The sequence below is a fragment of the Cytobacillus massiliigabonensis genome (genome assembly GCF_900199725.1).
Taxonomy (GTDB): domain Bacteria; phylum Bacillota; class Bacilli; order Bacillales; family Cytobacillaceae; genus Cytobacillus; species Cytobacillus massiliigabonensis.
Genome location: NZ_LT904904.1, coordinates 2,456,074 through 2,479,311 on the forward strand (window position 1 = coordinate 2,456,074; position 23,238 = coordinate 2,479,311).

Below are 23,238 nucleotides of genomic sequence, written 5' to 3' on the forward strand. Positions count from 1 at the left end.
TGAAATTTCCGTGCGAATGAAAATCGGACGCTATGAGCGCTTTATGGCGCCTGAAATTTCCGTATGAATGAAAACCGGTCGCCAAGAGCGCTTCATGGCGCCCGGAATTTCAGAACGTATAAAAACTAGTCTCTAAGAGGTTTTCGTGGCGGCCAAATTTTAACTTGGAACAAAAATCCGTAGCCATAAAAATTTATTTTAGCTATAGCACCAAATTTCTTCTACTATTTAATCACAATCTCCTTTTATAAATATGTTAAACTAGAATTGCATAAATTCAGAATTTTAACATTAAAAAGGGTGGTTCATATGAGACTAAATGGGAAAACAGCTGTAATTACCGGAGGGGCGAGCGGTATTGGCTTAGAAGCTGTTAAACTTTTTGCTAGGGAAGGTGCAAATGTAGCAATTGTCGATTTTAATGAACAAGCGGGAAAAGAACATGAAAATGGCAATAACGTTCTATTTTTTCAGGCGGACGTAGCTAATAGAGAAAATATCGATCTTGCAATCCAAGGTGTAATCGAAGCATTTGGAAAAATAGATATTCTAATTAATAATGCAGGTATTACAAGAGATGCAACCTTACGAAAAATGACGATTGAGGATTTCCAAAAAGTGATTGACGTGAATCTAACAGGTGTCTTTCATTGTACACAAGCCGTCCTTCCAATTATGCTGGAGGCAGGGAAAGGAAAAATCATCAATACTTCCTCTATCGCAGGTGTGGGGGGGAATTTTGGACAAACGAACTACTCAGCTGCAAAAGCAGGTGTCATCGGATTAACAAAAACATGGGCAAAAGAATTGGGGAGAAAAGGAATTAATGTCAATGCAGTTGCCCCAGGTTTTATCGAGACTGACATGATTAGCACGATTCCTGATCATATTCTCATGCAAATTAAACTAATTACACCAAGTGTTCGTCTAGGGAAGCCTGAGGATATTGCTAATGCGTATTTATTCCTAGCATCAGATGAATCCGATTTTATCAATGGGCATGTGCTTAGTGTTGATGGGGGAATGATGAAATAGTTTATCTGAAAAATTTAGTATAATAGAGAGGTATATATTTTGATAAAAGAAATAGATATTACTAATAAAATGGCTGCAGAAGATGTATTTAATATTCAAATTCCATCATACGAGATAGAAGCTGAAATAATCGGCTATTCAGAAATTCCGCCATTAAATGATACAATCCCCGCGTTGATGAAATGTGGAGAAACATTCTTTGGTTATTACATAAATGAAGTGTTATGTGGTGTCCTGTCCTTTAAGTCAGAAAAGGATGAAATTGATATCCACCGGCTAATGGTACATCCAAACCATTTTCGAAAGGGAATTGCAAAGAAGCTATTAGAATATATCGAAAAAAATGCAATGGGGACAAAAACACTAATCGTATCAACTGGTTCAAAAAATATGCCAGCTGTTCAATTCTATGAAAAATTTGGCTTTGTAAAAACAGGAGAAATTAATATAAACGAACAGTTATCGTTAACTTCTTTCAAGAAACAAATAAAATAGACTTTTTATGGGGCTGTTACTCAGCTCCTTTTTTTTATTAATATGGGCATAATAGGTTAAATGCAGAGATACTTGACATGTAACCAAAAGGTGTTATATCATTTAAAACGAAACCAAAAGGTGTTATATTATCTACTAAGAAGGAGTTTTTTTATGACAAATCAAAATAAAGTAAAAGATATTGAGCAAAAGGTGATTATTGAAGCGCCTATTCAAAAGGTGTGGGATAAAGTAGCAAATGCAGAAGGAATTGCGTCATGGTTTATGCCTAATGATTTTAAACCTGAGGTAGGTCATGAATTTCATTTACAATCTCCTTTTGGACCATCTCCATGCAAGGTATTAGAACTAGACGAACCAAATCGGCTTTCATTTTCATGGGATACAGATGGATGGCTCGTTTCATTTATTTTGAAAGATCTAGGAGGAAAGACAGAGTTTACTCTCATTCATGGCGGGTGGAAAGAAGTGGATGAGATTGTACCAAAAGCGGGTGAACAGGCTTCAGTTATTCGTGATCGCATGAATCAAGGCTGGATAGGAATTACAGAGAAGCTTAAAAAGGCTGTTGAGGGCTAAGTGTCTCAAGCTGCACATAAGCATGATGTTTTTCAAGCGATAGCAGATCCTACCCGCAGGGAGGTTCTTCGGCTGCTTTCACAAAAAGAAATGCCCATTTCAAAAATCACTGAACATTTTCCAATGACCCGAACAGCAATAACTAAGCATCTTCATGTGTTAGCGGAAGCGAAGTTAGTAAGTGGACGTAAGGAAGGTAGAGAAAAAGTTTATCAGCTGCACCCCGAACCTTTGGAGGAAGTTCAGCAATGGATTTCATTCTATGAGAAATTCTGGAATAACAAATTATCCATACTAAAATATATAGTAGAAAATGAAGACAAAAACTAGTGAAATGAAAAAGACCGACAATGATAAATGTCGGTCTTTTTTTCCTTTAATAAAATTATTGACTTTTAAAGTGAACAGATTTTAGTTGAAAAAGTATTTCCAGAATATATTTCGAAGGGTAGAAAATACTATCAAAAAATCGGATGAAGGAGATGTTATTTTGCAAACCATTAAGCCGATTAAATTAGGATCTAATAAATCTGGCTCCAATGAAAAACTCGGATCTGCGGAAATGGGGAAGCTATGGGCAACTTATATGGGGAACAGTATGTCAAAATGTATTTTAAGCTACTATCTTCAGCATGTTGAAGATAGTGATATTAAAACCTTGTTAGAAAATGCATTAAAGTTATGCGATGAATTTATGAAAACTACAACAGAAATTTTTCAAAAGGAAAGCTTTCCTATTCCAAAAGGATTTGGCGAAGAGGACGTCAATCTTGGTGCTCCAAGATTATTTGAGGATGAATTCTATGTTCATTATTTAAAATATACAGCAAAGGCAGGGCTTAGTATTTACAACATCGCGGTTCCACTAGTTTTTCGAAAGGATGTTAATGAATTTTTTATTCATTGTTTACATTCCACCATTTCCTTAATGGAGCAGATTAAAGAAATATTAATGAATAAAGGATTTATTATTAAGCCGCCAATTATCCCTGTGCCAGAAAAAGTAGAGTTTGTACAAAATGATTTTTTAAATGGCTTTTTTGGTCACGTCAGACCTTTACATGCGTTAGAAATCGCTCATTTTTATGATAATATTGAAAATAATGTAACTAGTAAAGCACTCATCATGGCATTTGCGCAAGTGGCAAAGGACGAGAAAATAAAGGAATTATTTGAAAGTGGAAGAGACGGTACACAGAAAAATGTTGAACACTATATGAATATGCTGCTAAAAGAAAATTTACCAGCACCGACTTTTCTAGATGATTTAGTGACAGCTTCTAAATTCTCTCCATTTTCGGATAAACTAATGCTCTATCATAAAATGGATATGTTTACGATGAAGATCAGAGCTTTTGGAAACTCATTAGCAGTTAATGGCAGGCATGATATAGGAGCACTTTATACGAAATCATTTATGAAAGTCGGAGTATTTGTAGAAAATGCAGCGAAAATTATGATCGAAAAGGGCTGGATGGAACAGCCGCCTTATGCGATTGATCGAAAAAATTTAGCGTCTGAATAGTGGACACCTGTGATGGCATCATACAGCGAATAGTGTTATTCTTTAATCATTAAAGACAAAGAAAGATTAAGGGGGAGGGTCTTTGAACTTCAAAATAAATCAGAAAGTCATTACAGATAAGTGTGGAATCGTCTCCTATAAACGAGGAGACGCTTTTTATCGTGCAAATAAAGTAAGTTTTGAACATTTTGATTCAAGCGGCTGCAAAGCCATAGTTGCTGGGAACGAACATTTTTTTGTAACGATTAAAGAAGAAAATAATAGTGGTTTCTATACAGAATGCAGCTGTCCAAAGCTAGCTTCTTTCGATAAAGACTGTCAGCATATTGCAGCAGTATTAATTGCCATTTGGGAACATCAACGCAATGGGGTGATCTCTTCGTCCTCGCAAAAGGATGTGGCGGTATCTGGAAATATTTTTGGGCTCACAGAGGAAATGATGTCAATTTTTAATGACAAGCCGATCCGTTCAAGTGGTCATCAGCTGCACTTTGAAAATAGGCAAGTTGTTGAAGCTGATTTTTTCTGTAGACCTGTTGCTATTGATAAGGAAAATCTATTATTAGGAATTGAAATAAATATTGCGACAAATAAAGTGAAAAACATCCGTGAATTTTTGGGTAATATTAAAGAGGGAAAACCAAGCGCTCTTACTAATTCGTTTACTTTTGATCCGAATTCCCACTGTCTTCATAGGGAGTCAGATGCTGTGATTGGACAGCTTATTGACGTTGTCAAAGATGAGGACATGTATAGGAATAGTTTATCAGATGAATTAAGTAATAGGATAAGCAATGAAATGTTACTTATACCTCCAACATCTTGGGAAAAGCTGCTGCATCTGCTTACAAGAGCACCGGGTGTTAAGCTATTGTACGATGGGACAATATATGAAAGACTTCAATTATCTGAAAAGACATTGCCATTACAATTTCACTTTGAGGGAACTGATGATAAGGGCTATCTGTTAAAGATTAAGGGATTGAATCAAATGATCCTCCTTCATTCGTATCGTTCTGTGCTATTTAAAGGTAAAATTACTGAATTAAAAAGTGATGACTGCAACCGCCTTTATGAGCTAAAGCAGATGCTAGAGGCATCTGGAACGAATCAAATTCCCATTCATAGAGATCAAATTGATTTTTTTATGGAAAAAGTAGTGCCAGGTTTGAAGAGATTGGGACATGTACAAATAACGGAAGTGATTTCTAAGCAGTATTTGAAGACACCATTAGTTGCTAAGCTTTACTTGGATCGCGTAAAAAATCGTTTACTTGCAGGACTTGAATTCCATTATGACCATATTGTCATTAACCCTCTCGATGACAAAGAAGTTCAGACATCATCTTTACTCATAAGAGATGATGCAAAAGAGGAAGCGATTTTACAGTTGATGGAAGACAGCTCTTTTGCAAAGACAGAGGGAGGCTATTTTTTACATAATGAAGAATTAGAGTATGAGTTTTTAACCTATATGATTCCAAAGCTGCAAAAGCTAGTACAAATCTATGCAACGACAGCTGTAAGAAATCGGATTTTTAGAGAGAATACTCATCCTAAGATACGAGTTAAAGTGATAAAAGAACGGACGAACTGGCTTGAATTCAAATTTGAAATGGATGGTGTTTCTGACAAGGAAATACGGGAGCTTTTATCGGCTTTGGAAGAGAAGCGAAAATATTACCGTTTACGAAGCGGATCGCTGCTCTCATTAGAAACAAAGGAATTTCAAGAAATTCAGCGTTCTCTTCATGCACTTCCTGTCCAAAATGAAGATCTTGAAAGAGGTCTTAATATCCCCATTGTGAGAGGGATCCAACTTATTGACTCCATTGAAGATAGAAAACTATTGACGATGGAGGAATCATTTAAACATTTTCTTGAAACATTAAGTAATCCTGGCAGCTTGGATTTTATTATTCCTGCTCGTTTAGAATCAAAATTACGAGACTACCAGAAGACTGGTTTTAAATGGATGAAGGCTCTTGCAAAGTATGGCTTTGGCGGGATTTTAGCAGATGATATGGGACTTGGGAAAACATTGCAAAGCATTGCATTTATTTTATCTGACCTTCCGATTATTCGTAAAAGGAAACAGCCAGCTCTGATTGTTTGTCCATCATCTTTAACATATAACTGGCTGAATGAAATGATGAAATTTGCTCCTGAACTTCAGGCTGTAGTCATTGATGGAACGAAAACGGAAAGAATAGGTTTACAAAAAAACATATTGGATTTAGATGTTGTTATTACTTCCTACCCACTTGTAAGAAGAGATATAAAATGGGTAGAGAAACAAATATTCCATACCGTATTTTTTGATGAGGCTCAAGCATTTAAAAATCCGATTACGCAAACAGCACGTGCGGTAAAACGGATACAGGCTAATCATCGGTTCGCACTAACTGGTACACCTATTGAAAATTCAATAGAGGAATTGTGGTCTATTTTTCATGTGATATTTCCCGAGCTTTTCCAGGGGTTAAAGGAGTACAGTCATCTTTCTAGAAAAACAATTGCACGAAGGGTCAGTCCATTTTTATTGCGGAGGATGAAGGAGGATGTCCTTTCAGAGCTGCCTGAAAAAATTGAGTCAATTGAATCAACTGAGCTGCTGCCTAATCAGAAGAAGCTGTATGCAGCATATTTAGCAAAATTAAGACATGACACTCTAAAGCATTTGGATAAAGATACTTTACGGAAAAATAAAATCAGAATCCTGGCAGGTTTGACAAGGCTAAGACAGATTTGCTGTCACCCCGCATTGTTTGTTGACGGCTATAAGGGAGAATCGGCAAAGTTAATACAGCTCTTGCAGATTATTGAGGAATCCAGGCTTTCAGGAAGAAGAGTCCTCATTTTTTCTCAGTTTACAAAAATGCTTGCACTCATCGGAAAAGAATTAGCCATTCGAGATATGCCGTTTTTTTATCTTGATGGACAAACGCCATCAGAGGAACGAGTAAAAACTTGCCATCGTTTTAATGAAGGAGAAAGGGATTTCTTTCTCATTTCCTTGAAGGCTGGCGGGACAGGGTTAAATTTAACGGGAGCAGATACCGTCATTCTTTATGATATCTGGTGGAACCCTGCAGTGGAAGAACAAGCAGCCGATAGAGCCCATCGCATTGGCCAGACAAATACCGTGCAGGTAATTAAGCTAGTATCCCGTGGTACGATTGAAGAAAAAATGAATGAGCTGCAAGAAAAAAAGAAAGATTTAATAGATGAGATTATTGATTCTGAGAAGAAAGCAGCAGCTTTAACTGAAGAGGATATTAGAGAGATATTGAATATATAATCATTAAGAAACCATACTACATTAAGGGTGATAAATATGTATAAATTATTGACTCACAATGATTTGGATGGAGTTGGATGCGGGATTTTGGCTAAGCTCGCCTTTGGCAATGAAGTAAAGGTTCGCTATAATTCCATCTCTAGCCTCGATCGGGAAGTAGAATGGTTTTTGGAAAATGATGAGAAAGAAACCTTCCTAATCATTACAGATTTATCTGTAAATGAAGCAAATGAAAAAAGACTGCAGGCATTTTATGAGGATAAAGGGAAAGTGCAGCTAATCGATCATCATAAAACATCTCTATCCTTGAATGATTATGAATGGGGTCATGTAGTCGTTGAAGATGAAGAGGGAAAATTAACTTCAGCTACATCTTTGTTATATGAATACTTAATCAAACACCAACAGTTGAATCCTACAAATGCAGTAACAGAGTTTGTTGAGCTTGTTAGACAGTACGATACATGGGAATGGGAGAAGAATAACAACCAGTATGCACGCCGGTTAAATGCACTTTTTTACCTAATCTCTATTGAAGAATTTGAGGAAAAGATGATTCAGCGATTGCAGTTGGATGACTTCTTCTCATTTGATGAATTTGAGAAGAAATTGCTTGATATGGAGGATGAGAAGATTGAGCGCTATATTCGCAGGAAAAGAAGAGAACTAGTTCAATCTCCTATCGGTGATCATTTTGCAGGAATTGTGTATGCTGAGTCCTATCACTCAGAACTTGGAAATGAGCTAGGAAAGGAATATCCTCATCTTGATTATATTGCAATCATAAATATCGGTGGAAAAAGGTTGGGCTTCCGTACGATTCATGATCATATCGATTTGTCCGAGATAGCTGGAAATTTCGGAGGAGGCGGACATGCAAAAGCATCGGGATGTACGTTGACAGATGAGACCTATAAACAATTTGTGACTGATACTTTCCATCTCGAGCCGCTGAGAGAGGATGCTAAACATAATCGATTTAATCTAAAACGATCTTCATTCGGGTCATTATACCAAGATCGAGCGGATAACCTCTTTCTTCTTTATCCTCTAAATGAACAAGAGTGGGCTATGAATGAAAATAAAGTACAGATTGAAAAGACTTTTGCCAGCTTTGAAGAAGGGGAAAGCTATTTAAAAAGAACGTATGCTGCATGGCTAGTTAAAGATGAAATTTTCGTTAACTATTTAATAAGTGAAGTAAAAAATAGGTAAACAATGAAAGAGCGATGCTTCCTTTGTGAAGGATCGCTTATTTTGTGGATTATTTTTCAGATTATTGTCATAATAAGAGAAAAATAACAGTTCCTAACAATGTAGAGAGGAATGCAATATAATGACAAACTTATACTTCGTGCGCCATGCCCATTCTACTTATACACCAGATGAGCGCCAAAGACCTTTATCTGAACAAGGCTTATTAGATGCGGAAAAATTAACGAATATATTAAAACATGAAAATATAGATTATGTCCTATCAAGCCCGTATAAACGAGCGATTCAAACAGTGGAAGGAATCGCAGAATATATTGAGAAAGAGATAATAATTGAAGAGGATCTAAGAGAACGGAATTTATCAGATGATCCTGTGGAAGATTTTTATTTTGCTATGAAAAAAGTATGGGATGATCCTTCTTTTTCTTTGAAAGGCGGGGAATCAAACCAAACTGCTCAGGTGAGAGGTGTGCATGCAACTTTGCAAATTATAGAAGAGTTTAAGGGGAAAAATATTGTTATTGGCACACATGGAAATATAATGGTTTTAATTATGAACTACTTTGATAAAAAATATAATTTCGAATTTTGGAAGGAGCTTTCCATGCCAGACATATATAGACTAGAATTTGATAAAGGTAAACTGAAGGACGTAAATAGAATAATTAATATATGAATTATTTTTCTAGTGAAAGTGAGAAAAAATGAGATGACAAATGAGGAAATAACAAAGAGAATACTTATTCAATATTTTGCAAGTACTAGTAAAAAACGTCCCTTTATTATTGCGATTGATGGGTTAAGCGGGGCGGGAAAAACAACTCTTGTACATAGGATTGACAGTGAATTAAGAAATAATGGCTGCAAGGTAGTTATTATACATATCGATGATCATATTGTCGAAAGAAATAAACGATATAATACAGGTTTTGAAGAATGGTATGAATATTATTATCTTCAATGGGATGTGGATCTTATTTCAATCGATTTATTTATGAAACTGCATAATAACAAGAATGAACTTTTACTTCCATTTTATAATCATTCAGAGGATACATTAACATTAAAGAAAATCTATATACCGAATGACTCGATCATTCTTATTGAAGGCATCTTCCTCCTAAGGAAAGAATGGAGTAGTTTTTATGACTACACAATTTTTCTAGATTGTCCACGTGATGTCAGATATGAAAGAGTGCTAAATCGGGATTCATATATTGGAGATTACCAAGAGAGGCTAAATAAGTATAAAAGAAGATATTGGCAAGGAGAGGGTTATTATCTAGAAAGAGAGAATCCAATTGGACTTGCGGATTTAGTAATAGACTTAATTGAATAAAGAGAGGATGGAAAAACTGGAATATACAATGATTCATCTTACATCATTGAACTATGCGATTGTTATACCTACTCACTGATTTAAAAAGGAGTGTATCCATTATGTATGAATTAAAAACAAAGGAAACTGATAATAGTGTCATCGAATTTATTGAAGCAGTTGAAAGTCCAAAAAAACGTGAAGATGCCTACAAATTATTAGATATTTTTACGGAAACTACTGGATTTGAAGCAAAGATGTGGGGACCAAGCATTATTGGATTTGGGACTTATCATTACAAATATGAATCCGGCCATGAAGGAGTTGCACCTCTTGTTGGGTTCTCACCAAGAAAAGCAAAAATTAGCCTGTACTTCGCACCTGGTGAAACAAAACGAGAACAATTATTAAAGAATTTCGGCAAGCATACAACAGGAAAAGCATGTGTATACATTAATAAAATTGCAGATATTGATGTTAATGTATTAAAAGAATTGATTATTGAATCGGTAAAATTTTTGCAGGAGACTTATCCGGAAAATTAAATATTGTTACATAAAGAACAGTTTTATTCCCAATAGGCTCTCAAAATTGCATTACAAAGGGTGATTAAATGAACACGCATTTATTTCTATTTGGCGGTAGCCCGCCATTTACAAATAAAATGGCAAAATTATTTATAGAAAAGTTAAAAGATAAAACTGGTCCCCTCTCTATTCTTTTTGTAGATAGAGAGGGCTGGGAAGGATATATGCCCAAATACACAAGTGCAATGGAGGAGTATAGTATTAATAATTTTTATTTGCTTCCTCTCCCCACAACACCGGTCGAACAGGTTATTCAAGCTATTCAAATGAGTTCAGGCATTATCATTGGGGGTGGTGACACGAATTTATATGCTGATTATCTCGTTGACACTCCTATTTCCAATATCATTAAGGACTGCTTCCTTTCAGGTGTGCCTGTTGCTGGGTTTTCAGCAGGAGCTTTAATCAGTTCTAACCATTGTGTTATTTCACCAAAGGATAATCCGCAGAAAGAATTTCAACATAGAAAAGGGCTTGGATTAATTACAGACCATTTACTTGCTGTTCACTTTACTGAATGGAACGATGAGAACCATTTAAGAAATGCAGTAAATTACATACACGCTTCCTCAAATTATGGGATTGACGAGAAAACGGGAGCGTATTTTCTTAATGGCCATCTTGCAGCCACTGAAGGGAAAGGCGTTTATTCCATTGAAAATAATGTATTAGTAAAAATAAGCAAAAATAGCTTTTGAATTTTGAAATTAGGTGAATAAATGAGGGCTGCGAAAAACCCACTACTTTTAATAGCTGGAATAGGTATTTCACATTTAGGCAACTGGATTTATTTAATTGCTCTAAATCTATCAATTTTGAACTTAACAGGTTCAGCAGCTGCAGTGGCAGGGCTTTACATAATTAGACCAATTGCTGTATTAATCACAAATACTTGGTCAGGTAGTATTATTGACCGTGTAAATAAAAGATCATTAATGATAATGGTTGATGTTATTCGAGGGATCTTTGTACTTTGTATTCCATTTCTAGGCTCGCTTTGGACTATCTATGCACTACTCCTATTGATTAATATTACTGGCTCTTTTTTTGGTCCAAGTTCATCTGTTTATATTACGAAACTTGTTCCTGCAGAAAATAGAAAAAGATTCAATTCATTGATGAGCATGATCAGCTCAGGGGCATTTCTTGTTGGTCCTGCACTTTCTGGATTCCTAATCATGCTTGTAGGAACAAATCTTTGTATCTTTATCAATGCAATTACATTTTTTATTTGTGCATTTTTTATTTATCTTTTACCGAATGTAGATGAGAAAGTAGAAAATGAAAGAGAACAGATTAATTGGCAAACACTCATTCAGGATTGGTTAGTAATCCGAGATTTCGCCAAATCAGCAAAATACTTTATTACCGTTTACATATTATTTCAGAGCGCGATGTTAGTGGGGTTTGCCCTTGATTCACAGGAGGCAACATTCATTAAACAGCATTTACAATTATCTGATCAGGATTATGGATGGATAGTGAGTATTACTGGTCTTGGAGCATTGACTGGTGGGGCTGTCGCTGCTTTTGCATCAAAAAAGATACAGTTACGCTTATATTTAGGTGTAGGGATGCTTTTGACAGCAGTAGGCTATGTATTTTTTTATGCTTCCTTTAATTTCATATCGGCAACATTAGCATTTATATTTTTAGGCTTTTTCATGGCATTTGCTAATACAGGCTATCAAACATTTTTCCAAAACAATGTGCCTGTCGAAATGATGGGCAGATTTGGAAGCATAGCAGAAATGGTGCAAGGCATCATTCAAATTGGATTGACATTGCTGCTCGGGTTAACTGCTGATTGGTTTTCATTACAAGCAGTATGCATTATTTTCTCCATCGTTAGTACAGTAATCGCTGGAATACTCTTAGGATCGGTCATGATTCCAGCTAAATCGATGTATTTCGAGGAGAATGTTAAAGTACCTTTGTAAAATGTATAGGAAAATAATGTTACTTATGATAAAATTCAATAGTTCTGAAATATTAATGTATATTAAATTTCAGAACTATTGATAGAAAGGGGGCGTTCATTTATGAAAAATAAAATGCTTGCTATTAATACGTATAAGATGGGGAAACTGCCTAGTTAATGTAACTTTGCCTTTCCCCGATATTAGAGAGGGGAAAATATAATGAAAACGGATAATATTAAACTTATAGAGTTAAATTCGGATAATTGGTATGAATGCTGCCAATTAGAGGTTTCTGAAAATCAGAAGGCATTTTTTGAGCCGAATGCAATATCTATTGCACAATCTAAATTTGAACCAACATTAAAACCATACGCAATTTATTTAGAAGATAAGGTGGTAGGCTTTCTCATGTACAATACTGTACTTGAAGAGCTTAAAGGCTATTGGGTATACAGAATTATGGTAGATAAAAATTACCAAGGCAAGGGAATTGGCAAAAAGGCAACTGAGTTAATGATTGCAGAAATGACTAAATTGCCAAATGCCCAGAAAATTATTGTAGGTTATCATCCGGATAATTTTGGAGCGCATCATTTATATTTAAGTTTAGGTTTTGTAGACAATGGCGACCGTTTTGGAAAGGAAATGGCGGTTGTGAAGTATATTACTAAGTAAATTTATACAAGATAATAATAAATTTTACCTGGCTGACTTAAAGATCGAAAAAAACGATCTGTTTGAATCAGCTTTTGGTGCAGGTAGTGCTTTCAGTGAACAAACAAGCCTATGCACACATTATAAATAAATATAAAAACCAGGTCTATGCCACAACTTTACGAATGACAAAAAATGCACAGGATGCACAAGATTTAGTAGTGACAAAGACTGTTCCTTCTGATTTTTCATTTGCTATCTGTTACTCGCTATTATGATGCAAGAGATAAGTGGGAGATTCCATTGTATAAAAAAGAGTAAGGTAAAAGGAGCGAAACCCTATGTGGTTTCACTCCTTTGTTTTTATCGATGTAGAATGCTCCCTCACACTTACGGTAGCCATAACAAAGTAGGGATACCGCCAAATTGACGGTATCCCTAAAAAACATATAAAGAACACCGATGAATCGGTAATCATAGAATTTAAGAAAATACATTGAAAAAGGTGAGTCCTTGTGATAAATTTATATAGATATGTATCGTTTATCTAATTTTAAATATATTATCCCTATATTAATTATACGATGTAAACGATACGTTAGTCAACCTTTTTTATAAATTTTTTTAAGGAGTGTTTGCTATGAATTTGGAATTTCAGCAGGAGCAAAAACGAGTGGACAGTGTAATGAAGATAATTACACAGGAAATCAGCAGATTGGAAGAAGAAACCTCCAGGCGCAGAAATGAAGTGGTTCATATCCGCAAGCACTTTTGGGATGAAATCAAGGTGAATACGGATACCTTTGATGATTATCTTGAGACCATTATCGGCTTGAGGCAGGAGGCACAGGCTTTGTCAGTAAACCAAAGTGTCCATAGGCATGCATCCAAACGGTTATCTACGTTACGGCGAATGCATGAGATTCCTTACTTTGGGCGCATTGATTATATTGAAGAAGGTACTTCAGCTGAAGAACAAATCTATATTGGGATCTCATCGCTTAGTGATCCTAGGGGAGAAGAATTCCTTATTTACGATTGGAGGGCTCCGATCTCAAGTGTCTACTATGATTACCAGCCCGGTCCGGCTAAATATGCAACACCAGGAGGAACAATCCAAGGGATTTTGGAGAAAAAGTGGCAATATCTTATCCGCAGCGGCATTCTTAAGTCTATGTTCGATACGAGTCTCACCATTGGAGATGAGATATTACAGCAGGTTCTTGGTAAAGGAACGGACAAAAAGATGCACAATATAGTAGCGACCATTCAACAGGAACAAAACAGGATCATCCGCCATGATCAAGGTATGCTACTCATTGTTCATGGTGCAGCTGGCAGTGGCAAAACATCAGCCGCTATGCAGCGAATTGCTTATTTGCTTTACAAATATCGAGATCGTCTAAATGCAGATCAAATCATTCTTTTTTCGCCTAATTCCATGTTTAATAGTTATGTATCGAATGTGCTGCCAGAACTTGGCGAAGAGAATATGCAACAAGTTACATTTCAGGAATATCTGGATCACCGATTAAGTAAAGAGTTTCAAGTTGAAAATCCTTTTGAGCAATTGGAATATGTTTTAACAGGAGAAAATACTTCTTCATACATGTCAAGGGTTGCTAGCATCCGATTCAAAGCATCTGCCAGTTTTTTTGAAACAATCCAAACATACAGGCAGTCGCTAGAAATATCAGGAATGCTATTTAAGGACATTCGATTTAGAGGGAAACCAATCGTTACTGCACAGCAAATTGCGGACAGATTTTATAGCAATGACATTTCACTCCGCTTTCACAATAGGCTGGAAAAATTGAAAGAGTGGCTTATTAAGAAAATAAAAGATGCACAAAAATTAGAAAGAACAAAGCCATGGGTTCAAGAGGCAATAGAGTTGCTTAGCAACGAAGAATACTATAATGCACGTGCTTTCTTAGCTAAAAAAAGCGGGTTTAAAGGCGAAACGATCTCAGACTATGAAGTTGAGACAAAAGCACTTGCCAAATTAATTGTTCACAAGAAAATGAAGCCTTTGCAAAAACAAATCCGAGCGTTTCAATTCGTGGATATAAACGGGATGTATAAGCAGCTATTTACTGATCCATTAAAGATCAAAGATTGGATAGACGGGGAGACACCAGTAGATTGGGCGGATATTTGTCAAATGACGTTAGAAATGCTAGATGAAGGTAAACTTTTTTATGAGGATGCTACCCCATTTTTACTTTTGAAAGAGATGATACTAGGATTTCAGACGAATAGCTCAATTAAACATCTCGTTGTTGATGAGGCGCAGGATTATTCCCCGTTTCAATTTGAGTTTTTGAGGCGTTTATTTCCTGCGGCAAGAATGACAGTACTCGGCGACTTTAATCAGGCGATATTCGCTCATGCCAGTGAAATGGTTGATTTTAACAATCTTACAAGTCTCTATGGTCCAGATGAAACAGACGTGATCAATATGGAACGCAGCTACCGATCCACAAAACCAATCATCGAATTTACACGAAAACTCATTCCGAACGGTGATAGAATTATCCCTTTTGAACGTGACGGTGAGCGACCAGTGCTGAAACAAGTGGCTGATTATGCAGAGCTGCACAGCACCATTGTCACAAAAATCAGTGACTTGAAAGGTTTAGGGTTAAATAGTATTGCAGTCATATGCAAATCTGCCAAGGAAAGTAATCGCGCATTTGAAGCTTTATCCTGCATCGATGATATTAAACTCTTGAAGAGTAACTCGATTGAATACGAACAAGGAGTCGTTGTTGTTCCTTCCTATTTATCCAAGGGCATCGAATTCGATGCTGTCATCATTTATGATGCATCTGAGGATGTATACGGTGATGAGAGCTTGCGCAGAGTTTTCTATACCGTCTGCACGAGAGCTATGCATTATTTGCAGCTTTACAGTGTAGGTGAACCGAGCCCATTTTTAAGAAATGTGTTGCAGGAAGGGTTCATTCAGGTATAACTCTTATATTATAAAGTTCCTTATCAAAATGAAATAATGTATAACTTCACTTAATTTCTAGAAGTATGTTAAAAGTCCAACTTCTCAATTTCTAAGATGAAAAGTTGGACTTTTTTATATAAATGTATCTGTTTTTAATTCATTGTTGATTTTCGTGTAGATACGAGAATTAATAGGCAGAGAATTTCCGGCTAATGTTTAAAAAGGAAGCTGAAGAAGCTGATATAAGCGGAGATATTCCGATTAACTGTTCTAAATAAGTTAAAATCCAACGATATGGATACTATAAACGGAAAAACTCCCCTTATTTTTAAAGAAATATCGGTATTTCCTAATTTAAACGGAAATTCTCCGTTTATTTTTTAATACAGTAAAATCAATATTCAGTTATAACTAAGAATCATAGTTGAGTTAATATTCAATGAACTATAAAATAATATTTATACTGAATTGGAAAAAATATTTAGGATGTGGAAATATTGGAAAATGAAATGCTGAAAATATTTGACCAACATCGGAATCAAATTGGAGTTGCTTCTAGAGAAGAAGTTCATCGGGTAGGTTATTGGCATGAAGCCTTCCATTGTTGGTTTTTTAGCAGAGAAGGGGATGCGTGTTATATTTACCTTCAAATTCGGAGCAAAATGAAAAAAGATTATCCGAATCTAATTGATATCACAGCTGCAGGGCATCTCTTAGCACATGAAACTGTTGACGATGGGATAAGAGAGATAAAAGAAGAGATTGGGATTGATGTTTCCTTCAATGAATTAATTTCAGCAGGTATTTTTAAATATTCTGTTGTAAAAGGAGAATTTATCGATAATGAGCTGGCTCATATCTATCTATATGAAACGAATCATTCCCTTCATGATTTTATATTGCAGAGAGAAGAAGTATCAGGGATTGTTAAGGTGAAATGGAGAGAATTCTATGATTTATGGATAGGCAAAATAGATGAAGTCAACATTCAAGGGTTTGAAGTAAATAAGGAAGGGCAAAGAGCTTTAATTAGCCGATTTGCAAGTAGAAATCATTTTGTTCCACATGATACTTCTTATTATGAGCATGTTATTCAATCGATACAAAAAATTAATGAAGATTAGGGTGATCATATGGCAGTATCCTATTTTTTAGTGTTTTTATTAGCGGCTATCCCATTATTTGAGCTGATTACAGTCATCCCTTTAGCGATCATAGGCGGATTGTCGCCGGTTCCGGTAGCTATCCTGGGTTTCTTAGGGAATCTATTAACTATATTATTGTTAATTGTGTTTGTTGATAAAATAAAACTTCTTCTCAGAACTAGAAAGCAAAAACGAAATGTGGTTACAGAAGTAGAGGGCGGGGGAGACCATTATACGGAAGGAACAGAACTAGAACAAGATTCCAAAAAGCAAAAACGAGCAAGAGTACTCTTTGATAAATATGGTCTTCCTGGCTTAACAATTTTTGGGCCACTTTTAGTAGGATCACATATATCTGCATTCATGGGAATGAGCTTTGGATCAAGCAGAGGGTTGGTTACAGGCTGGATGATTGCAAGTTTAGTTATTTGGACCATTCTCTCAACAGTATTAGCTAATTCAGGGGTATCATTCCTGGCACCTGATTTGAAAGAGAATGGTTTTCTCCTTCGTATCTTTCGGTAAGGGGAATAGGATATATTAAGCTTTAATAAATAAAGATTGGTTGCGGTGGAGGATGCAACATTTGGTAAAGAAAGTAAAAAATAATAACTTTACTCCGTTATATCATTAAAGGAATGGGGAAAATTGAAACTTTTTAAATCAAATTCCGTAGAAATGATAGGCTGAAATGACGGAGGGACTCCCTTGAAAATATTAGTTTGGCTGGTTATTGCAATAGTAGCTTTATTTGGATTCGTAATAGGTATTGGAATTCTCAAATATAGAAAAGAAATAAAAGGAACGAACCCGGAATATTTAATTGAGATTATCAAGGAAAAGGCAAAGGATAGCAATATTTCGTTATCGATTCAACACAATAATGAGAAGTGGGTAGGGATCAACGAAAAAACGCTGCTTCCTTTAGCAAGCACAGTAAAAATTATAGTCGCAATTGAATATGCCAAGCAGGTGGCAGGCGGTCAAGTGGATCCGAAGAAAGGGGTAAGTTTACAAGAATTAGATGCATATTATGTACCAAAAACTGACGGAGGAGCACATGAGGCTTGGCTTGCACATTTGCGGAGCGGAAAGGAAATAGATTATATACCTTTAAGTGAAGTTGTGAAGGGAATGATCGCTTATAGTTCAAATGCGAATACTGATTATCTGATTTCAGTTCTGGGCTTAGAAAACATCAATCGAGTGGCGGAAAGCCTAGGAATAACAAATCACGAGCCTCTATATCCGATTGTTAGTGCAATTTTTATTCCCTCAAAATTAATGACAGATAAGAACATTTCCAAAAAAGAGGCACTGCAGGACCTCAAGCATATGGGCATGAATGAATATCGAAAGTATGCGATTGCCATTCACACGCATTATCTCAGCCATCCGTTATCTTCCAAAGATAAACAGCAATTAATTAAAGTAATGAATATGGATTTTCAAAAAATCTGGTCAGACCGACTAACACGAGCAACGACAGAAGACTATGTTTCAATTATGAGGAAACTGAACAGTAAGGAGTTTTTTCATAAGGATGTTCATGAACATCTTGATCCAATCATGGAGCAAATAATAGAAAATCCCGCCAATCGCGAATGGCTCGTACATGCTGGACAAAAAGGGGGATCTACTGCATTTGTTTTTACAGTGGCGATGTATGCGACTGATAAGAAAGGGAATCAAACCGAGTTAGCCTTTTTTGCCAATGATTTAACTTTAATAGAACAAGAAAAACTTTCTCGGGTGATGAATGAATTTCAGTTAAAGTTTCTTAAGGATTCAGAATTTCGAAACTTTGTTAAATCTGAATTAGCGCATTTATAAAGGGCATTTTATATGCTCTTATAATGACCTTTACTCAAAAAAATAGTAGATTTCTCCCAAAAAAAGCCTAAAATGAATAATGGGAGGTTTTATACATGCAAGAAATTAGCAATCTCGCATTATTCATTATTCTTTTATTTGTCTTTGTCCCAATCATTATATCGATGAATCAAAAGTTAGGAATGGGAAGGGATATACTATATTCCTCAATTAGGGGATTTATTCAATTATTATTATTAGGATTTTTTATTTCTTTCCTGTTTAGCTTAGAAAATGTTTTCGTTGTATTTGGCTATATTTTTCTCATGATGATTATTGCTTCATTAAATGCATCAAAAAGAGGCATAGACCGGAAGAAATCTTTTTTTATTTTGCTAGTAGGAATTGCACTGTCTGTCCTTCTCTGTATTTGTATTTGGCTAGTTTTTGAAATCATTCCACTTGAGGCGCAATATCTCATTCCAGTAGGTGGGATGTTTATTGGAAATGCGATGATTGCTGGCGCAGTTGTATTAGAAGCAATGAAGAACAATCCAGAAATGGAAGAAGAATTTTTGAAAAAGAAGGCTATAAAAATCGCAATGATACCGACAGTTGATATGTTAAAAACGGTAGGTCTCATTCAAATACCAGGAACAATGACAGGAATGATTCTTGCTGGTGCAGATCCTTTCGGTTCTGTAAAATATCAAATATTCATTATTTTTACCTTATTGGTTGTTTCCTCATTGGCAGCGATAATTGTCTGTTTACTCAATTATAAATATATTATGAAGGAATTTTCTGTCCAACAGGATACAAGTATTACATTTTAAGAGGATGAAATTTATGCAGCAAATTCAGATTCTGCAAAACGTCATAGATTACATAGATGAACATATAAAAGAGGAGATTTATCCAAAGGATTTAGCCAATCTCGCTGGATATTCTCCCTATCATTTTTATCGCTTATTTAATCGGCATATTGGCTTTTCCATTATGGAATATGTTTTAAGAAGAAAGCTGCAATATGCTTTATTTGAACTTGCTAATGGAAAGAAAATAATCGAAATTGCCATGGATTATGGTTTCCATACACATGCCGGATTTACAAAAGCCTTTAAGAGATGTTTTGGATGTCCTCCGAGTCTATATAAGCTCCATTGTCCAGTATCTGCCCCGAACAGACTAGAATTAAAGAAATTACAGCAAAAGGAGGTAGGGGGGATAATACTCCAGCCAAAAATGATTTCTAGAGAATCCTTTTGGGTTGCTGGAAAAAGGTTTGAAATCCAAGCGGGCAATATTTCATTCACAAGAGATTCTCCCGCTTTTTGGGAAACTGGCGGATATAACGACGGTTCAGTAGAAACAGCTCTATATAAATTACTCAATCCCAAAAAGCATGGAGAGTATTGCTTTAATATTAGCCATGATATATTTGAAAATCATTTTACGTTTCTCTTTGCAGTAGACTATGATCAAAATAGTGATATTCCGCCAGAAATGGTAAAATGGGAGATTCCAGAAGCCACCTATGCTGTTTTTAGAACTCCATTAGTGGAAGAGAGTCAGTTTGTATCCTCTATTAAAGGGACATGGCGCTATATTATCGAAGACTGGCTCCCGCATTCAGGCTATGAAGTTGACGAAAACAGCTATGATTTCGAATACTATAATGAATATTGTCATCATTGGGAGCATGAGAAAATTTTTATGGAAATACATCTTCCAGTGAAAAGAAAAAGAGGGTGACTACTCACCCTCTTGAAAGTTCTAATGCTTTTTTTAGTAAGAACAAAACTGGAGATAAGAGGATTGCACTAATAAGGATAGCCGTTTTGATTGAAAATATTGAAGCAATTCCCCCAATAATTGGACCTCCGCTAATTTGACCAATTGCATCAACTTGCCCTTTCATTGAGAAAAAGGTTGCACGGACGGATGATTCAGGAATGATTGTATTAAGCCATATTTCTTCCAGCGGCTGCATGATCTGTCTTGCCATTTGAACAATCACATAAAATATAAGCAAAGTGATTATTGATGTCGAGTATGAAAAGCCAATTAATGAACAAATAATCAGGATGCTTCCAATAAATAAAGAGATATAGATTAACTTCAGGTGCTGATGAATAGAGCTGCGATTAATTATATGCAATACAAAAAAAGAGCCAGTAACAACTAAAAATTGAATCCCTCCAGTTACAAGTACAATGCTTTTCTCAGAGAAAAAGGAGAGTTTAGATGTTTCTAAGAAATGTGATAACCATAAACGATCAAAGCCCTCACTATAAAACCCAAAAAACATTGCAATGAGAAAAAGTAGACGCATCAAGCGGTTTGCTTTAGAGTATATAGCAATTTTGCTTACATTCATCTTCATATTCTTCCATACAGATGATTGACCTTCTAGCCTCAATGGTACGAACTTTTCTTCTTTCATATAGAACATTAAATAAACTGCTAGACCCAGCATGCACAGTCCACCAAGTATAATAGGGAGGTTCAGCATAAATATTCCAGTAAAGATACTTAGAGGAATCGCAATCACTTGACCAAGATTGCCAGCCTTTGCTCCATTAATAAATGCACAAGCCGCAAGTTCTTCGCCAACTTCATCACTTACCCATGCTTGTAATGATCCACTCGTGAATGTATAACCGATCCCCCATAATATTTGTGAGAAAATCACTGCTAAGAAAAAAGGGAACAATCCTTCAATCAGGAATCCGAATCCGATTAATAAGTATCCAATAATAATAGACAGTTTTCTGCTCTTCATATCAGAAACAATCCCAGTAGGAATTTCAAAAATAAAAACAGAAAGTTCCAGAACAGTTCCGATCAAAACAAGCTCAAGTGGGTTAAGATTGACAATTTGTACATGATACAACAGATTTACAGTGAAAATATAAGTAAAGAAGAGCTGAGATAGAAAGCAAGTATGGATATAAACGTAATATGGATCTTTCATAAATAACTGTTTCATTATTTCTTCCTCCTTACAATTATCATAGAGGGGAGAAATGGATATTTCTTTTCCAAACTTGCGGAAATTGCAATCAAAAAACCCTGTCCTTAGTTGAAGATTAGGACAGGGTTTTAATTAATATTTATTTGCAGCAATGACTTTATTTCTTCCTTCTTGCTTTGCTTTATACAATGCTTGATCTGTCATGTCCAGAAGTTCAGAGAAATTGTCAGCGGACTCTGGAAGATGGCCTACTCCGATAGAAACTGTTACTGGATTTCCAGTCGGACTGATTGTCGTTTCTAACGTTTTTCTTAAACGCTCTGCAATTAATAATGCTTTAGCTAAATCAACGTCAGGAAGGATAATGAGGAATTCTTCTCCGCCCCAACGGAAACAAAGGTCCGTTTCGATAGTATTCTCTGTGATTAATTTTGCAATGTATTGAATGACTTCATCACCTTTAAGATGACCATACTGATCATTAATTAATTTAAAACGATCAATATCGAAAAGGATAATGGAATATGAATCTGAATTTAGTGCTAATTTTTCCAATGCACGGCGATTATATAGACCTGTTAAATGGTCACGTTTTGATTCGCTTTCAGCAAAGTGAAGTTTTTTCTGATAAAAGTCGATTGCAATTAGAAGGGTACGTTTCAATTCTCTTATCTCAAAGTACCATTCTGGGATTTTTTCTGTTGGTACAGGTTTGTTTTTTGTAACTTGATGAGCATAAGTTGCTAGGTCCTTTATGGGGTTTACAATTTTTGCAAGTAAATAAATGGTAAGAACAAATACAAATATCATAAATGGAATCATAAATAGGCTAATTTGCCTGGCAAGGTCCCAAGTTGGTTTCATTACGGCATTTTTGGGTGTTTGTGAGATGATCCCCCAACCATTGGCAGCTTCTGCAGCAGCATAACCGGCCAACATTGTTTGACCTTTTGTATTAACAAGCTCTTGACTCCCGCTGTTGCCCTTCATTACCTCTTGAACTACTATATTTTCTTTTACACTATCATTAATCCTTTTTATATCTGGATGAAAAATGATATTTCCTTTTGAATCAACAACATAAACATAAGAATTGTTTTGGTGCTTAGGATGTTGATCAAGTATTGTCTTTAGGCTATTATCTTCATGCAAATTGATGGTACCTGCAAGAAATCCAATATACGTACCAATATTATCAAATACAGGTACCGAAATTAGGATTACTAGTTTCCCATTAATCCCAACATAAGGGTCAGAAACGGTGTGTCTCTTTTTTGCTAGTGCTTCACGTGCACCAATAGAATCGACCTTAGTACCTTCAACATTAATATCTGGTACCGATGCAATAACTGTCCCATTGCGATCGACAAACCAAGTGCTATTGAAATAAGTTGTAGAGTGCAGAAGATCATATAAATCTTTATATATGATCTTCGAATCTAAAGTTTTATAATCTATATCTCTGGCTTCAACACTTAAATTTGAAAACATATCACGGAAATGCATATTCGTGGTGTCAGCTAATTTTTTTGCGTAATATTGGTTTTCTATTAAATAGTTTTTCTCAAGTGTGTTTTTACTTACAATATGGCTCGAAATTAAACTTCCAGCATATGTGCCAAACATGGCAAAGGCTAACAATCCTAATATCAGTAATTTTATACTTAATCTTATCCGTTTCATAATCCTATCCCTAAAAAAAGTACTATTCTAA

Annotated in this window: 21 protein-coding genes; 19 read left to right on the plus strand and 2 right to left on the minus strand. The window is 35.6% G+C overall.

What is annotated here, in order from left to right:
* Nucleotides 1-309 precede the first annotated feature (309 nt).
* From C1726_RS23330 to C1726_RS23420, 19 genes are all read left to right on the plus strand, one after another.
* Nucleotides 310-1,035 (plus strand): beta-ketoacyl-ACP reductase, encoded by a 726-nt coding sequence (locus tag C1726_RS23330; RefSeq protein WP_102275340.1) that lies wholly within the window; start codon nucleotides 310-312, stop codon nucleotides 1,033-1,035.
* A 39-nt stretch (nucleotides 1,036-1,074) separates the two neighbouring features.
* Nucleotides 1,075-1,530 (plus strand): GNAT family N-acetyltransferase, encoded by a 456-nt coding sequence (locus C1726_RS23335; RefSeq protein WP_102275341.1) that lies wholly within the window; start codon nucleotides 1,075-1,077, stop codon nucleotides 1,528-1,530.
* A gap of 153 nt (nucleotides 1,531-1,683) precedes the next feature.
* Complete coding sequence (locus tag C1726_RS23340; protein WP_102275343.1) at nucleotides 1,684-2,109, plus strand: SRPBCC family protein; 426 nt, start codon at nucleotides 1,684-1,686, stop codon at nucleotides 2,107-2,109.
* The gene (locus C1726_RS23345) at nucleotides 2,110-2,439 is read left to right on the plus strand and encodes an ArsR/SmtB family transcription factor (protein ID WP_102275344.1); all 330 of its coding nucleotides are present in this window, start codon (nucleotides 2,110-2,112) and stop codon (nucleotides 2,437-2,439) included.
* A 160-nt stretch (nucleotides 2,440-2,599) separates the two neighbouring features.
* Entirely contained in the window at nucleotides 2,600-3,634 is a 1,035-nt protein-coding gene (locus C1726_RS23350; protein ID WP_102275345.1) for a DUF3231 family protein, read from the plus strand.
* Between the two features lie 82 nt (nucleotides 3,635-3,716).
* Nucleotides 3,717-6,935: a DEAD/DEAH box helicase gene (locus C1726_RS23355; RefSeq protein ID WP_102275346.1), complete on the plus strand. Its 3,219-nt coding sequence runs from the start codon at nucleotides 3,717-3,719 to the stop codon at nucleotides 6,933-6,935.
* A gap of 36 nt (nucleotides 6,936-6,971) precedes the next feature.
* Nucleotides 6,972-8,150 carry a DHH family phosphoesterase gene (locus tag C1726_RS23360; RefSeq protein ID WP_102275347.1) on the plus strand — a complete coding sequence of 393 codons (1,179 nt, stop codon included), beginning with the start codon at nucleotides 6,972-6,974 and terminating at the stop codon, nucleotides 8,148-8,150.
* A gap of 121 nt (nucleotides 8,151-8,271) precedes the next feature.
* Complete coding sequence (locus C1726_RS23365) at nucleotides 8,272-8,826, plus strand: histidine phosphatase family protein (protein ID WP_102275348.1); 555 nt, start codon at nucleotides 8,272-8,274, stop codon at nucleotides 8,824-8,826.
* Between the two features lie 33 nt (nucleotides 8,827-8,859).
* The gene (locus C1726_RS23370) at nucleotides 8,860-9,489 is read left to right on the plus strand and encodes a kinase (RefSeq protein WP_102275349.1); all 630 of its coding nucleotides are present in this window, start codon (nucleotides 8,860-8,862) and stop codon (nucleotides 9,487-9,489) included.
* Between the two features lie 101 nt (nucleotides 9,490-9,590).
* Entirely contained in the window at nucleotides 9,591-10,013 is a 423-nt protein-coding gene (locus tag C1726_RS23375; protein WP_102275350.1) for a DUF1801 domain-containing protein, read from the plus strand.
* A 68-nt stretch (nucleotides 10,014-10,081) separates the two neighbouring features.
* Entirely contained in the window at nucleotides 10,082-10,753 is a 672-nt protein-coding gene (locus tag C1726_RS23380) for a Type 1 glutamine amidotransferase-like domain-containing protein (protein WP_102275351.1), read from the plus strand.
* Nucleotides 10,754-10,774: 21 nt separating this feature from the next.
* Nucleotides 10,775-11,995 carry an MFS transporter gene (locus C1726_RS23385; protein ID WP_102275352.1) on the plus strand — a complete coding sequence of 407 codons (1,221 nt, stop codon included), beginning with the start codon at nucleotides 10,775-10,777 and terminating at the stop codon, nucleotides 11,993-11,995.
* A 201-nt stretch (nucleotides 11,996-12,196) separates the two neighbouring features.
* Nucleotides 12,197-12,652 (plus strand): GNAT family N-acetyltransferase, encoded by a 456-nt coding sequence (locus C1726_RS23390; protein ID WP_102275353.1) that lies wholly within the window; start codon nucleotides 12,197-12,199, stop codon nucleotides 12,650-12,652.
* A gap of 619 nt (nucleotides 12,653-13,271) precedes the next feature.
* Entirely contained in the window at nucleotides 13,272-15,608 is a 2,337-nt protein-coding gene (helD, locus tag C1726_RS23395) for an RNA polymerase recycling motor HelD (RefSeq protein ID WP_102275354.1), read from the plus strand.
* 470 nt (nucleotides 15,609-16,078) lie between these two features.
* On the plus strand, nucleotides 16,079-16,714 hold the full coding sequence (locus tag C1726_RS23400) for an NUDIX hydrolase (RefSeq protein WP_322091011.1): 636 nt from the start codon (nucleotides 16,079-16,081) through the stop codon (nucleotides 16,712-16,714).
* A 9-nt stretch (nucleotides 16,715-16,723) separates the two neighbouring features.
* Nucleotides 16,724-17,260 (plus strand): small multi-drug export protein, encoded by a 537-nt coding sequence (locus C1726_RS23405; protein WP_102275356.1) that lies wholly within the window; start codon nucleotides 16,724-16,726, stop codon nucleotides 17,258-17,260.
* A 183-nt stretch (nucleotides 17,261-17,443) separates the two neighbouring features.
* The gene (locus C1726_RS23410; RefSeq protein WP_102275357.1) at nucleotides 17,444-18,568 is read left to right on the plus strand and encodes a serine hydrolase; all 1,125 of its coding nucleotides are present in this window, start codon (nucleotides 17,444-17,446) and stop codon (nucleotides 18,566-18,568) included.
* Between the two features lie 95 nt (nucleotides 18,569-18,663).
* On the plus strand, nucleotides 18,664-19,383 hold the full coding sequence (locus C1726_RS23415; RefSeq protein ID WP_102275358.1) for an ABC transporter permease: 720 nt from the start codon (nucleotides 18,664-18,666) through the stop codon (nucleotides 19,381-19,383).
* 13 nt (nucleotides 19,384-19,396) lie between these two features.
* On the plus strand, nucleotides 19,397-20,302 hold the full coding sequence (locus tag C1726_RS23420) for an AraC family transcriptional regulator (RefSeq protein ID WP_235822832.1): 906 nt from the start codon (nucleotides 19,397-19,399) through the stop codon (nucleotides 20,300-20,302).
* A gap of 4 nt (nucleotides 20,303-20,306) precedes the next feature.
* On the opposite strand, the gene C1726_RS23425 is transcribed toward C1726_RS23420, so the two are convergent.
* Entirely contained in the window at nucleotides 20,307-21,539 is a 1,233-nt protein-coding gene (locus C1726_RS23425) for an MFS transporter (protein WP_102275359.1), read from the minus strand.
* A 117-nt stretch (nucleotides 21,540-21,656) separates the two neighbouring features.
* Complete coding sequence (locus tag C1726_RS23430; protein WP_102275360.1) at nucleotides 21,657-23,207, minus strand: sensor domain-containing diguanylate cyclase; 1,551 nt, start codon at nucleotides 23,205-23,207, stop codon at nucleotides 21,657-21,659.
* Nucleotides 23,208-23,238 lie beyond the last annotated feature (31 nt).

Bases quoted from the DNA above. Each gene is read 5' to 3' on its own strand.
- C1726_RS23360 (WP_102275347.1), top strand. From the start codon at position 6,972: ATGTATAAATTATTGACTCACAATGATTTGGATGGAGTTGGATGCGGG.
- C1726_RS23390 (WP_102275353.1), top strand. From the start codon at position 12,197: ATGAAAACGGATAATATTAAACTTATAGAGTTAAATTCGGATAATTGG.
- C1726_RS23375 (WP_102275350.1), top strand. From the start codon at position 9,591: ATGTATGAATTAAAAACAAAGGAAACTGATAATAGTGTCATCGAATTT.
- C1726_RS23380 (WP_102275351.1), top strand. From the start codon at position 10,082: ATGAACACGCATTTATTTCTATTTGGCGGTAGCCCGCCATTTACAAAT.
- C1726_RS23425 (WP_102275359.1), bottom strand. From the start codon at position 21,539: ATGAAACAGTTATTTATGAAAGATCCATATTACGTTTATATCCATACT.
- C1726_RS23385 (WP_102275352.1), top strand. From the start codon at position 10,775: ATGAGGGCTGCGAAAAACCCACTACTTTTAATAGCTGGAATAGGTATT.
- C1726_RS23405 (WP_102275356.1), top strand. From the start codon at position 16,724: ATGGCAGTATCCTATTTTTTAGTGTTTTTATTAGCGGCTATCCCATTA.
- C1726_RS23330 (WP_102275340.1), top strand. From the start codon at position 310: ATGAGACTAAATGGGAAAACAGCTGTAATTACCGGAGGGGCGAGCGGT.
- C1726_RS23340 (WP_102275343.1), top strand. From the start codon at position 1,684: ATGACAAATCAAAATAAAGTAAAAGATATTGAGCAAAAGGTGATTATT.
- C1726_RS23370 (WP_102275349.1), top strand. From the start codon at position 8,860: ATGACAAATGAGGAAATAACAAAGAGAATACTTATTCAATATTTTGCA.
- C1726_RS23430 (WP_102275360.1), bottom strand. From the start codon at position 23,207: ATGAAACGGATAAGATTAAGTATAAAATTACTGATATTAGGATTGTTA.
- helD (WP_102275354.1), top strand. From the start codon at position 13,272: ATGAATTTGGAATTTCAGCAGGAGCAAAAACGAGTGGACAGTGTAATG.
- C1726_RS23420 (WP_235822832.1), top strand. From the start codon at position 19,397: ATGCAGCAAATTCAGATTCTGCAAAACGTCATAGATTACATAGATGAA.
- C1726_RS23415 (WP_102275358.1), top strand. From the start codon at position 18,664: ATGCAAGAAATTAGCAATCTCGCATTATTCATTATTCTTTTATTTGTC.
- C1726_RS23365 (WP_102275348.1), top strand. From the start codon at position 8,272: ATGACAAACTTATACTTCGTGCGCCATGCCCATTCTACTTATACACCA.